The sequence below is a fragment of the Shewanella sp. 10N.286.51.B2 genome (assembly GCF_041469265.1).
GTDB lineage: Bacteria > Pseudomonadota > Gammaproteobacteria > Enterobacterales > Shewanellaceae > Shewanella.
Genome location: NZ_JBFRKH010000067.1, coordinates 35,736 through 49,635, shown reverse-complemented (window position 1 = coordinate 49,635; position 13,900 = coordinate 35,736). Strand labels below are relative to the sequence as shown.

Here is a 13,900-nt window from a genome sequence, read left to right as displayed (position 1 = left end):
ATTGGTGCAAGGGCTTTTTAAAAGTTTTTCGCATTATTTGCGATCTTTTTTATTAATCACACGTTACCCAGATTTTACCCCCAGTGTTATCCACAAAAACACTTGAGACGACTGTTTTTTATACTATTTATTAGGTACAAAAAAGGCAGCTAAAAATAGCTGCCTTTTAAATTATTAAATATTGCGGTGTTTTAGGTCAGTTTACCGTGACACTGCTTGTACTTCTTACCTGAGCCACATGGACAAGGGTCATTACGGCCAACTTTCTCACCGTCTCTAATCACAGTTCTTGGCGTTGCTGCTTCAGCTTCTTTATTCTCTGTTAGCGATTCTGATGCTGCATGCTGGTATTCGCGTTGGATCTTGGCTTCTTCGTCACGACGACGCTGCTCCATATCATCAACATCTGATTGTGCTTGAACCTGTACCTTAGAGAGTACACTGATGACATCGTGTTTTAGTGACTCCAACATTTGTTGGAATAACTCAAATGATTCACGTTTATACTCTTGCTTTGGATTCTTTTGTGCGTAACCACGTAAATGAATACCTTGGCGCAAGTGATCCATTGCTGCTAAATGCTCTTTCCACAGACCATCTAATGTTTGTAGCATGACTGCTTTTTCGAACTGACGTAGCACTTGCTCACCAACCATCTGCTCTTTAGCTTTATATGCTTCGCTCCAGCTTGATACAATACGCTCACGTAAAGTTTCTTCGTGAAGGTCATCTTCTGTATCTAACCATTGTTGAATGGTTAGTTGAAGACCAAACTCTTGGGCAAGACGCTGCTCTAGACCTGGTACGTCCCACAATTCTTCTACAGACTGCTGTGGAATATATTGATCAATCACACCACTAACGACATCTTGTTCAATATTTGAAATGGTGTCTTCAATGCTTTCTGCGTCCATTAACTCATTGCGCTGAGAATAAACAACTTGGCGTTGATCGTTAGCGACATCATCATATTCAAGTAATTGCTTACGAATATCGAAGTTACGCGCTTCTACTTTACGTTGCGCATTTTCAATTGCACGAGATACCCAAGGATGTTCGATGGCTTCGCCTTCTTCCATACCCAGTTTTTTCATCATGCCAGATACTTTTTCAGATGCGAAGATACGCATTAAGCTATCTTCCATTGAAAGATAAAAGCGCGATGAACCCGCATCACCTTGACGGCCTGCACGACCACGAAGCTGATTATCGATACGACGTGACTCGTGACGCTCGGTGCCTAAAATGTGTAAACCACCCGAAGCAATAACTGCATCATGACGAACTTGCCATTCTGCTTTAATGCGAGCGATTTGATCTTCAGTTGGATCCTTTAATGCATCAACTTCAACTTTCCAGTTGCCACCTAACACGATATCGGTACCACGACCGGCCATGTTAGTTGCGATAGTCACTACTCCAGCGCTACCTGCTTGAGCAACAATGTCTGCTTCTTTTTCATGGAACTTGGCGTTCAATACTGAATGTGGGATCTTAGCTTGCTTTAATAAGGTCGCTAATAATTCTGATTGCTCGATTGATACCGTACCCACAAGCACAGGCTGACCACGTTCGCGACAACCTTTAATGTCTTCAATGATGGCATTGTATTTTTCTGTTGCTGTAAGATAAACCAAATCAGGCATATCATTACGTACCATTGGCTTATTAGTTGGTACCACGACGGTATCAAGTCCATAAATATGTTGGAACTCGAATGCTTCAGTGTCAGCTGTACCTGTCATCCCTGCTAGCTTCTCATATTGACGGAAGTAGTTCTGGAATGTGATTGACGCTAATGTTTGGTTTTCATTTTGAATGTTGACTGCTTCTTTTGCTTCAACAGCTTGATGTAAACCTTCTGACCAGCGACGACCTGGCATGGTACGGCCAGTATGTTCATCAACAATAATCACTTCACCGTCTTGAACAATGTAATCAACATCACGTTCAAATAAGGTATGCGCTCTTAATGCTGCATTTACGTGATGCAGTAATGAGATGTTAGCTGCTGAATACAGTGAATCACCTTCATTGAGCACACCTAGCTCAACTAACAGTAATTCAACTTTTTCTTGGCCACGCTCTGTAAAATGAACTTGTTTGGCTTTTTCATCGATACTGAAATCACCTTCACCAATCTCATCTTCTGTATCTTCTTTCTCTTGAACGATAAGGTTAGGAATAAGGGTGTTTACTTTGATATATAGCTCAGAGCTATTTTCTGCTGCACCAGAGATAATCAATGGTGTACGCGCTTCATCAATTAAGATTGAATCAACTTCATCAATCAGTGCGTAATGCAGCGGACGTTGAACTCGCTCTTGAGGAGAGAACGCCATGTTGTCACGCAGGTAATCGAAACCAAACTCGTTGTTAGTTCCGTAGGTAATATCAGAGTTATACGCTTCTTTCTTTTCTGCTTGACCAAGGCCTGCCACGTTAATACCAACGCTAAGCCCTAGGAATTCAAATAATGGACGGTTATTTTCCGCATCACGACGCGCAAGGTAATCATTCACGGTAATGACGTGGACGCCTTTACCGGTAATACCATTTAAATATGCTGGCAGAGTTGCGGTTAAGGTTTTACCTTCACCGGTTCTCATTTCAGCGATGCGGTTACTATCAAGTACCATACCACCGAGTAATTGCACATCGAAGTGGCGCATTTCGAAAACACGTTTAGATGCTTCACGCACTGTGGCAAATACTTCTGCCATAAGCGCATCTAAGGTTTCACCATTTTCAATACGCTGACGGAACTCGTCTGTTTTTGCTTTTAGTTGTTCATCTGTCAGCTTTTCATATTCAGCTTCTAATGCATTAATTTTAGTTACAACTTTACCTAAACCTTTCAAGGTACGGTCGTTACGACTGCCGAATACTTTTGTCAGTAATTTGCCTAACATCTTAATCACTTATCTCTTGTAGGTTGAGCTCAAATGAGCGACTTAACCGAAAATGTTATTAACTCGCTTTGCGATAGACGAACTTTCTTGGATCTATTTGCTGTCCGTTTCGCAAAACTTCGTAATGCACGTGGGGACCAGTTGAACGGCCTGTGCTTCCCATACTGGCAATTTTATCGCCTTTGGCAACGACGTCACCTAGGTTTACTGACATAGATTTGTTGTGTCCATAGCGGGTTCGAAGACCATTTCCATGATCAATTTCGACTAACCCACCATATCCAAGCATATTTCCAGACCACGTTACTACACCTGCAGCAGTTGCAATAACATCGCCGCCTTCAGTGCCCGCAAAATCAATACCTTTATGCATTGTTCTACGACCATTAAAAGGGTCATTCCGTAAACCGTAGGGCGAAGATAACCAACCTTTTACGATTGGCCGCCCTGATATATAACGTTCTTCATCTATATGGAGATTAGTTGACACTGTTTCAAGTAGAGACAGCTGAACATTATTATTATCAATTCTTGATACCAACTGGGTCATATCATTTAACAGTTGGTTTATTTCCACGCCTGTGCCTATTTCACTCAATCCTCCGACACCCACTTCTGTGGCAAAGTCGAATTGATCTTCGAGTAAATTATTTTCAGCAACTTGCTGACCGAGGGCTTCGAGGCGGGTAATTTTTGCTTGCATAGAGGCGACATGAGTCACCAATGTGGCTAATTGGGTTTCTGTTGCTTGTTTGAGGCTAATGACTTGCTGCTTTTGTTGCTCGCGCAACTTTTTATTTTCATCAACTTTGGTTTGTTGCTCAGCAAAACGATCGGCACTTTGTTGATAGATGCCGGTTCCCGCTACAACTAATAGGATAGGTAGAAGTAACCAACGCTTGCTAGGATGCCAGCGAGTTACTCCGTTTCGACCTTGGATAAAAACTGTTACACTCATAGCCTAACTCAGCCATCTTATTATCATATGAAAAAGCCCCCGCAAGATCTCAGTAGCTTACTACATCAATCTGGACAATTACCGGCATTGGCTGAAAAAGCAGAACTATTAAATCAACTTAATAATTACGTAAAGCAGAGTTTAACAGGTCCTGTTGTTGAACAGCTTAAAGTCGCTAATCTTCGGCAGGGTGTTCTTGTAATTGAAACTACATCGGCTGCTTGGGCTGCTAGAATAAACTTCCAAAAGACCAAATTACTGCAACAACTTAAGGAAGAAACCCTTCCAATGCTTACCGCTATAGAGGTTAAAGTTAACCCAGGGTTAGCAATATCACCAAGCAAAACCTCAACTAATTACGCAACTATTAGCCCTGTCGCGGCAGAACATTTACAAACGTTGGCTGATCATGTTGAAGGGTCACTAGGTGAAAAACTAAAACGGCTGGCTGCATTGGCCAGCCGTAATAGGCAATCTTAACTATATTATGCGAAAGACGCTGCGCCGGGTACCATAAAGCTTAACGGTACATCGACTTCATTTTCAAAGCTGACTAACTCCCACGCTTCTTGTTGGGCTAATAACGCTCTAACCAATTGGTTATTTAAAGCATGACCCGTTTTATACGCACAGAACTCACCAACAATGGCATGCCCTGCGACATATAAATCACCAAAAGCATCAAGAATTTTGTGCTTAACAAATTCGTCCTCATAACGCAGACCATCAGGGTTAAGGACACGATATTCATCAAGCACGACGGCATTTTCCATGCTGCCACCCAGTGCTAAGTTATTGGCTCGAAGATATTCAATATCTCGCATAAAACCAAATGTTCTTGCACGGCTGATATCTTTCACAAATGCAGATGTTGAAAAATCCATAACCATATGCTGTTGACTACGAGAGATTTCTGGGTGATTAAAGTCGATTTTAAAATCCACTCTAAAGCCTTTAAATGGCTTTAACTCTGCCCATTTATCGCCGTCTTCAACACGCACAGTTTTATTGATTTTGATATATTTTTTAGCGACTGCTTGCTCTTTAATACCTGCACTTTGCAGTAAAAAAACAAACGGACTTGCACTGCCATCCATAATCGGGATTTCAGGAGCATCAACTTCAATAACTGCGTTATCAATGCCAAGGCCTGCAAGTGCTGCAAATAAATGTTCGATAGTTGAAATGCGAACACCTTCATCATTAACTAATGCAGTACACATAGTTGTTTCACGCACAAGATGAGCCTTAGCAGGAATTTCCACTGCAGGGCTTAAATCTGTACGACGAAGTACGATACCAGTATTGACAGGTGCGGGCATAATGCACAGAGTGACCTTGTTGCCGGAATGAAGCCCGACACCAGTACTCTTCACCATCTTTTGAACAGTTCTTTGAAAAATCATTCAGTTACCCGTTTTAATCACTTTAAAATAAACATTCATGCGCTATATATACTGAGTTTACCCAGCAAGCTGAGGCGGTATACTACCATAAAATTGCCTTTTCACAAAAAAAGTACCATTTAGTGGTTTTTAATACGCCTCTACTTACACAAGCAACATTTTATCAACATCTTATGCATTCAACATTCTAACTTTACTACCAAACTGTAATTAATCAGCTTGTTTACGTAAAAATGCTGGGATATCTAAATAGTCACCATCTGCGCGAGCTGTTGGCTGTGCTACTGGTTGCTGAGCAGGAACAGCATTACCTGTTGGTGCAACATAATTTGTTGCCGCAACTTGCTCTTCAACTGGCTCAGCTTTAACTTCAATTGGTGCAGGCTCTGGGCGTGAAACTGGTTTTGTCACTAATTGAATATCAGGCTTTTTCTCTGCGCCGATACCTGTAGCAACTACAGTTACGCGTAGCTCTTCGCTCATTTCAGGATCAATTACTGCACCGACTACTACTGTTGCGTTATCAGATGCATAAGCTTTAACGTGGTTACCCACTGTTTCTAGCTCTTCAATACTGATATCTAAACCAGCGGTGATATTCACCAATACGCCACGAGCGCCAGCAAGATCAATATCTTCTAGTAATGGACTAGCCACAGCAGCTTCTGCCGCTTCTTCAGCGCGATCATCACCAGTTGCAACGCCTGTACCCATCATGGCATTACCCATTTCAGACATAACCGTTTTAACGTCGGCGAAATCCACGTTGATTAAACCAGGACGAGTAATTAACTCAGCAATACCCTGCACTGCGCCTAGCAATACGTTATTAGCTGCAGCAAATGCATCTAATAATGATGTACCACGGCCCAATACTTTCAATAACTTTTCGTTAGGTATAGTAATCAATGAATCAACATGCTTTGCCAGCTCTGCAATACCTTGCTCAGCAAATAACATGCGTTTTTTGCCTTCAAATGGAAAAGGCTTTGTGACTACAGCAACGGTTAAAATGCCTTCTTCACGGGCAATTTCAGCCACAACAGGGGCTGCACCAGTACCGGTACCACCGCCCATACCTGCGGCAATAAAGATCATGTCAGATCCTTTGATTGCTGCACGAATGTTTTCTTTATCTTCTTCTGCCGCTTGACGACCAACATCAGGGTTTGCTCCAGCACCTAAACCTTTGGTGACATCACGCCCCAATTGAATAGTTGAACCAGCACCTGACTTACGTAATGCCTGAGCATCCGTGTTAGTTACGATAAATTCAACACCTTCGATGCTGTGCTTTACCATATGTTCGACTGCGTTACCGCCGCCACCACCGACGCCGATGACTTTAATCACCGCTTCGTCGTTATGAGTGTCCATGATCTCAAACATAGTCTGATCTCCGTTTGTCTGCGTTATTAAAATTCACCCTTAAACCAGCTTTTGACCCGATTCAAAAGACTGGTAACCCCTTGACGTTCAGGACGTTCGAACTGACGTTCGATTACGCGTCTGGCGCCGTAATGAAGCAAACCTATTCCTGTAGCGTAAATAGGTTGATCTACATATTCATTTAATCCTTTAACTGGTAGCGGTGATGCAACCCTTACTGGCATGCCAAATGTTGCTTCAGCAATATCCACCGCGCCGGTAATCATTGATGTACCGCCTGTTAACACGATCCCTGCAGCAATTTGATCTTCTAAACCACTGTCAGTTAATTCTTTAAGCACTAATTCAAATAGCTCTTGATACCTTGGCTCGACAACCTCTGCTAACGTATGACGTGACATACTGCGAGAAGGTCTGCCACCAACTGAGGGGACTTCAATGCTATCTTCGCGACTAACCATAGCGCTTCTGGCGCTGGCAAACTGTACTTTGATTTGCTCTGCATGGGTCAGCGGTGTTCTAAATATTTTAGCTATGTCACTACTGACTTGATTGCCTGCGACTGATATCACTGCGCAATGCCTTAGTGCACCGTTGGTATAAACCGCAATATCTGTGGTGCCACCACCGATATCAACAATACACACGCCTAAATCTTTTTCATCATTGGTCAGCACTGAGTCAGCTGATGCAATACCTGCAAACACCAAGTCATCAACAGTTAGGCCGCAGCGCTCAACGCTCTTAGTAATATTTTTCGCCATGTCGTTAGCACAAGTAACGATGTGCGCTTTGGCTTCCATTCGCATACCCGACATACCAATTGGGCTTTTTATCCCGTCTTGAACGTCAATTGAGTATTCCTGTGGTAACACATGCAAAATTCTTCGCTCTGTCGGGATTTTCACCGAACGAGCTGTATGGATGACATTGTCCACATCTTCTTGGGTAACTTCTTCGTCATTAATTGACACCATGCCGTTTTCGTTTTGGCAGGCGATATGTTTACCTGAAATACTTAAATACACTGATGATACTTGGCAATCGGCCATCAATTCAGCTTGGTCTAATGCACGTTGTACACTTCTTACAATCGAATCCAGATCATTTACGCCGCCCTTGTCCATACCACGAGAAGGGTGATTACCTAAACCAACCACGCTTATCTCGCCATCTGGCAGTACTTCGCCAATAATAACTGCGACCTTAGATGTACCGATATCTAAGCCTACGATAAGATTTCTTTCCTGATTCTTGGTCATTAATGTCGACTCTCTGTTTTAGTATCATCCCAGCCAACTGCGACACCTGTGTCATAGCGCAAATCAATTGTCGCTATTGGCTTTTTATTTTGTATTATTTCAGGGTAAACATTTATAAATCTTTGTATTCTAGACATCTTATCTTCTCGACCTAATTCAAGAAGAATGCCGTTATCTAATGTTGCATGCCAAGCATGGCGTGGGCTTAAACTTAAACTTGCTAAGGTAAAGCCATTAATACTTAATAAATCTGCTAATTGCTGATAGCTAGTTAACACTTCAGCTGACATATCCTCAGGACCTGACAACATAGGCAAGGCATTAATCATGGGATGGGCCTGGGCTTTAAACGCTTCACCGTCCACATTAAGCCAATCATTGCCATTCCAATGCGCTACCGCTTGTTGCTCTTGCAAGTTCACTTTCAACTTAGCTGGCCATTCGCGTCTGACTGAGGCGCGATATACCCAAGGTAAAGCCTCTAAAGCGTGCTGCACTTCAACCACATCGGCACTAAAAAAGCTGCTCTGCATCAAGGCCTGTAGCGCCGCTTGAATATCTGCGTCACTGGTATATAAACGCTCGCCGTGAATTGCTACGGCCTCAATGGGCAAGGCATCTGCATCATTAAGCAGCGTATTTAACTTTAAACTGGCCCAGACAATGGTCATTAACACCATGAGCAAAAACAATAACCCGGTATACAAGTACCAGTTGATTTCACTCAAATGGCTTCGTAACTGACGGGCTTTATCACTCCACGCCACGGTTACTGTAACTCCACAATGTACAATGTCACTTTCATTGGCCAATTCACCATTATATCTAGCATACCGATTGTAATAAAGTATCTATTTTACAATCATTTATAGTGCAAAAATTACTCACCACTTTTAGCATTGTTTAAATTATCAAAACCTAAATTGGTTGTAGCTAGCAATTTGGACAAAGCGCCGATATTACCTGCACCTTGGGTTAGCAATAAATCACCCTCTTGCAATACGTCAGGCAATACATCGGTTAATAGCTCAGGTGAAGCCACAAATATCGGTTCCACTTGACCTCTTAAACGGATAGAGCGACATAAAGCGCGTCCATCTGCACCAGGAATGACACTTTCGCCAGCGGCATAGACATCCAGTAATAGCAGTCCATCTACCTGTGACAGCACCTCGATAAAGTCATCATATAAGTCGCGAGTACGGCTGTAACGATGAGGCTGATAGGCCATCACTAAACGCTTATCTGGCCAACCTGCTCTAGCGGCTTTAATCGTTGCCAATACTTCACTTGGGTGATGACCGTAATCATCAACTAGCATCACCTTGCCATTAGCGGTATCAAACTCGCCAAGATGCTGAAAACGTCTCCCAATGCCTTCAAAGTCAGCAAGGGCTGTTACAATCGCTTCATCATCTATTTCATCTTCTGATGCCACTGCAATAGCAGCAAGCGCATTAAGTACATTGTGTTCGCCAGGTAGATTTAACACGATATCTAAATCATCACGGTTTTTACGGCGCACGCTAAATTGGCTTTGATGACCAACTTGCTTAAAGTTAAGCGCCTGTACATCTGCTTGCTCACTGAAACCGTAAGTCACAACCTGACGGCCAACTCTTGGCATAATCTCTTGGATCACTTCATCATCAATACACATCACCGCAACACCATAAAAAGGCAGGTTATGTAAAAAGTCGACAAAGGTTGTTTTCAATTTTTCAAAATCGCCGCCATAGGTATCCATATGATCAGCTTCAATATTGGTAACCACACTCACCATTGGCTGCAAATGCAGAAAGCTGGCATCACTTTCATCGGCTTCTGCAATCAAATAACGACTAGTGCCTAAACGCGCATTAGTACCAGCACTATTTAATAAGCCGCCAATCACAAATGTCGGATCGCGCTCAGCTTGGCCATAAACACTGGCAATTAAGCTAGTTGTAGTGGTTTTACCGTGCGTGCCTGCAATGGCTACACCATGGCGATAACGCATTAACTCAGCAAGCATTTCAGCACGGCGCACTATAGGAATGCGGCGCTGCTTCGCTTCAATGATTTCTGGGTTCTCGTTGTTAATAGCCGTTGACACGACCACCACATCCACATCAACCACGCTTTGCGCCTGATGGCCAATAATAATCTTAGCGCCTAAACTGGCTAACCTTTGTGTCACTGTGTTTTCAGCGATGTCAGATCCACTGATGTGGTAGCCTTCATTCACTAATACTTCTGCAATTCCACCCATACCAGCACCGCCAATACCGACGAAATGGATTTTCTTAATCCGTCGCATTTCTGGGATCATGGTGCGTAATTGGGCGTACTTTTCTGTCTTGGTCATGTCAATCCTTTCGTGCTAATTCAGCACAAATACTCGCGACTCGTTGGGTTGCATCTAATACAGCAACACTTCTGGCTTGATGTGCCATCTGTGAAACAACTTGTCGGTTTTCAGCAAAGAGGGTTAACTTCTCAGCTAAATTATCTGCATTTAATATGGTTTGCGGTAATAAAAATGCCGCTCCTGCTTCAACTAATACTGAAGCATTTTTAGTTTGGTGATCATCCACAGCATGTGGATAAGGCACCAAGATACTGCCGCGTCCTACGGCTGCCAGCTCTGATACGGTTAATGCACCAGAACGGCAAACAACCACATCTGCCCAGCGATAAGCCGCTTCCATATCATCAATAAACTCAGCTACATTGACGCTAGCAGCTTGACCTTTATCTTGATAAAGCGCTTTTACTTTCGCTTCATTGCCTTTGCCCACCTGATGCCAAACGGTCACCGAATGATGCAGGCTAATATGCGCCACAACAGCTGGCATAACATCGTTAAAAATTTTGGCGCCTAAACTGCCGCCCACCACTAATACTTTTAAGGCTTCATCTTCAGCAAATTTGGCGCTTTGTCCTAACTCAAGCAACTCTTGACGAATAGGGTTACCGACCACCTCCGCTTTAACTGCGGGCAAAAATGTATTGGGAAATGCACACAATACTTTGCTGGCAATCTTAGATAACAACTTGTTGGTCATTCCTGGGATGGCATTTTGCTCATGCAGCACCAGTGGAATGCCTGATAATTTAGCCGCAACCCCGCCAGGGCCACTGGCAAAGCCACCCATGCCTAAAATAACATCGGGCTTATATTCATTAATAAAGGCTTTTGCCTGAATGATTGAACGTAAAATTTTAAAAGGCGCGGCTAATTTTCGAATAATGCCATTGCCTCGCACCCCTTTAATATCGATAAACTCAATATCAAACCCATGCTGAGGCACTAACCTTGCCTCCATTCTGTCGGCCGTCCCTAACCAACGAACTTGCCAACCTTTATCTGCTAACGCTTTAGCTACCGCTAATGCAGGGAACACATGTCCACCTGTACCGCCCGCCATTACCAATAATTTCGGTGCGTTGGTCATATTAGGGCTCATTTTTTTACTCTCCCTTGCACCGCTTGAATCAAACTTATTCGCCGTTCATGGTCGATGCGGATCAATAACATCGCTGCCGCTGTCATCACCCACAAACTACTGCCACCATAACTAATAAAAGGTAACGTCAAGCCTTTAGTCGGTAACATACCGATACTGGCGCCAACGTTAACCACTGTTTGGAAACAAATCCAAATACCAATACCGTAGGCTAAATAACTTTCAAACGGGCGTTGAATACTCAAACATAAATTGCCCAATCGAATGGCTCTAAATGCCACAAAAAACAATACTGTTAATACACAAACAATACCTACGAAGCCTAACTCTTCACCAATCACGGCAAAGATAAAGTCGGTATGCGCTTCAGGCAGGTAAGATAATTTTTGAATACTATTACCTAAACCTTGACCGAATAAGTCACCACGGCCATAAGCCATTAATGACTGAGTCAACTGATATCCGCTACCAAATGGGTCTTCCCACGGGTCCATAAATGAGGTTACCCGCCGCATCCGGTAAGGCTCAAAAATCACCAAAAAGATAAACGAGCCAATACCAAAAAACATCAACACTAAAAAGTCTAAAATCCGTGCACCAGCAAGAAATAACAGACTTACAGTGCAGACGAACAATACCACTACGGTACCTAAATCTGGTTGCGCTAAAATCAATACTGCGAATAAGGTAAATACGATAATAGGCTTAATAAAACCCCTACTGTTCTCCCTTAATTCACCATGACGACGGACTAAATATCCCGCCATGTAAACAATAAACACAAACTTTGCGATTTCAGCCACTTGAATTCGCACCGGTCCAACACTTAACCAGCGCGTCGCGCCATTAACTGTGGTTCCGACAATCAAGACTGCAACCAGCATCAGTAACACAGCCAGCACCAAATACGCGCTATAGCGTTCCCAGGTTTTCATTTCTATATTGAGCACAGCGTAAGCAATCACGCCACAACCCATTAAATACGCCACATGACGATAAATAAAATGAAATGGGTTATCTGTCAGTTTTTGCGCTTCTGGCATTGAGGCAGACATCACCATCACAAAACCAAATGCAATCAAGCCCATTACCGCAACCAATAAACTGCGGTCATATAGCTGCTCACTAGGCCCACTCTCAGACAAGATATTAGGCCACGGCCGCTTGAGGACTTGTTGGAATAAGCTAAGTTGCTGCTCAGCCTTCGCCATCGGCAATTTGCTCCACTAATTGCTTAAAGTCATTGCCGCGTTCCATAAAGTTTTTGTACATATCAGTACTCGCACAAGCTGGTGACAACAATACGATATCGCCTGAGAACGTTATTTCTACGGCTTTATTGACCGCTGCAGCAAGATCGCTGACCTGAATACTATCAGCCTTTAAAGCTGCGATTTTTGCACCATCTTTACCAAAGGTAATTAATTGAGTGACGTTATTGAGCGACTCCCTCAGCTCTTTAAAGTCTGAGCCTTTACCGTCTCCGCCAGCAATCAGTACTAAGTCACCTAAATGATCACTTAAGCCATTTAATGCCGCTACAGTTGCACCAACATTAGTCGCCTTAGAGTCATTTATATAGGTAACGCCTTGCTTAATACCCGCCATTTCACAACGATGTTCAAGACCTTTAAAGTTGCTGGCAACCTCGGTCATAAACTTTTTATCAATACCGCAAGCATCGGTTAGTGCCATAGCAGCAAGTAAATTGGCGTGATTATGACTGCCGATTAAACTGACCTCATGCAGATTCATAATTTCACTTTCACCGTGGAAAATCTTGCCATCAGCAATCCCCCAAGCATCGCCTTCAGGTACACCTAAACCAAAGGTATTTTGGTTTGTTGGCTCATCAGGAAATGTCAGTGGGTCATCACGGTTAAACATCACAAAGCGGCTTTGTGGATATAAGCGTAACTTAGCTTCTCTATAAGCATGCAGATCATGATATCTATCCATATGATCTTCACTAATATTAAGGCAGGTTGCCGCCACACAATTTAAGCTAAAAGTGGTTTCCAGCTGAAAGCTAGATAGCTCCAATACAAAAATATCCGCATCGGTTGCCAGTAAATCTAATACTGGAATACCAATATTGCCGCCAACAGCGACCTTTTTACCGGCTGCTTTTAATATGTCGTAAACCAAGGTAGTCACAGTGGTTTTACCGTTTGAGCCAGTAATCGCTACCACGCAAGGTGACTTTTCAGCAACCGCACGGGCAAACAGCTCCACATCGCCAATCACTTCAATACCCATGTCCATCGCCGCGCGAATTTCCGGCGTATCAATAGCGATGCCTGGACTGACAATAATTTGCTGCGCCTGCACTAAAGAGCGGCACATAAAGCCACCAGTAATTAGTTCAACCTCAGGGAACTCTGCTGCCAGAGTATCGCTTCCAGGCGGCGTTCTGCGGCTATCCATCACCAGTGGGGTAATACCTTGGGACATTAAGTAGCGCACAACAGAAATACCTGTTGCGCCTAATCCCAATACGATGTGTGAATAGCATGTTTGCATT

Annotated in this window: 11 protein-coding genes; 1 reads left to right on the top strand and 10 read right to left on the bottom strand. The window is 43.2% G+C overall.

Features of this window, described 5'->3' with window-relative positions; genetic code table 11:
- Positions 1-191: 191 nt before the first annotated feature.
- Positions 192-2,912: a preprotein translocase subunit SecA gene (gene secA / locus AB4140_RS17220; protein WP_102440221.1), complete on the bottom strand. Its 2,721-nt coding sequence runs from the start codon at positions 2,910-2,912 to the stop codon at positions 192-194.
- A 58-nt stretch (positions 2,913-2,970) separates the two neighbouring features.
- Entirely contained in the window at positions 2,971-3,870 is a 900-nt protein-coding gene (locus AB4140_RS17215; RefSeq protein WP_102440220.1) for a M23 family metallopeptidase, read from the bottom strand.
- A gap of 27 nt (positions 3,871-3,897) precedes the next feature.
- Between AB4140_RS17215 and AB4140_RS17210 the strand changes: the two genes are divergently transcribed.
- Positions 3,898-4,350, top strand: a complete 453-nt coding sequence (locus tag AB4140_RS17210) for a DUF721 domain-containing protein (RefSeq protein ID WP_076537966.1) — start codon at positions 3,898-3,900, stop codon at positions 4,348-4,350.
- A gap of 5 nt (positions 4,351-4,355) precedes the next feature.
- On the opposite strand, the gene lpxC is transcribed toward AB4140_RS17210, so the two are convergent.
- The 8 genes from lpxC to murD form a co-directional block, all read right to left on the bottom strand.
- Positions 4,356-5,276 carry a UDP-3-O-acyl-N-acetylglucosamine deacetylase gene (gene lpxC, locus AB4140_RS17205; protein WP_076537968.1) on the bottom strand — a complete coding sequence of 307 codons (921 nt, stop codon included), beginning with the start codon at positions 5,274-5,276 and terminating at the stop codon, positions 4,356-4,358.
- Between the two features lie 210 nt (positions 5,277-5,486).
- Positions 5,487-6,665: a cell division protein FtsZ gene (gene ftsZ / locus AB4140_RS17200; protein ID WP_102440219.1), complete on the bottom strand. Its 1,179-nt coding sequence runs from the start codon at positions 6,663-6,665 to the stop codon at positions 5,487-5,489.
- 26 nt (positions 6,666-6,691) lie between these two features.
- Positions 6,692-7,927, bottom strand: a complete 1,236-nt coding sequence (gene ftsA / locus AB4140_RS17195) for a cell division protein FtsA (RefSeq protein WP_076537973.1) — start codon at positions 7,925-7,927, stop codon at positions 6,692-6,694.
- Complete coding sequence (locus tag AB4140_RS17190) at positions 7,927-8,655, bottom strand: cell division protein FtsQ/DivIB (RefSeq protein ID WP_076538400.1); 729 nt, start codon at positions 8,653-8,655, stop codon at positions 7,927-7,929. The genes ftsA and AB4140_RS17190 overlap by 1 nt, the downstream gene beginning before the upstream one ends.
- 152 nt (positions 8,656-8,807) lie before the next feature.
- Positions 8,808-10,274: a UDP-N-acetylmuramate--L-alanine ligase gene (gene murC, locus AB4140_RS17185; protein ID WP_102440217.1), complete on the bottom strand. Its 1,467-nt coding sequence runs from the start codon at positions 10,272-10,274 to the stop codon at positions 8,808-8,810.
- 1 nt (position 10,275) lies between these two features.
- On the bottom strand, positions 10,276-11,364 hold the full coding sequence (gene murG / locus AB4140_RS17180; protein ID WP_102440225.1) for an undecaprenyldiphospho-muramoylpentapeptide beta-N-acetylglucosaminyltransferase: 1,089 nt from the start codon (positions 11,362-11,364) through the stop codon (positions 10,276-10,278).
- A gap of 8 nt (positions 11,365-11,372) precedes the next feature.
- Positions 11,373-12,587: a cell division protein FtsW gene (gene ftsW, locus AB4140_RS17175; protein WP_102440216.1), complete on the bottom strand. Its 1,215-nt coding sequence runs from the start codon at positions 12,585-12,587 to the stop codon at positions 11,373-11,375.
- A complete protein-coding gene (gene murD / locus AB4140_RS17170; protein WP_102440215.1) occupies positions 12,574-13,899 on the bottom strand; it encodes a UDP-N-acetylmuramoyl-L-alanine--D-glutamate ligase in 1,326 nt (441 codons plus the stop codon). The genes ftsW and murD overlap by 14 nt, the downstream gene beginning before the upstream one ends.
- Position 13,900: the final 1 nt, after the last annotated feature.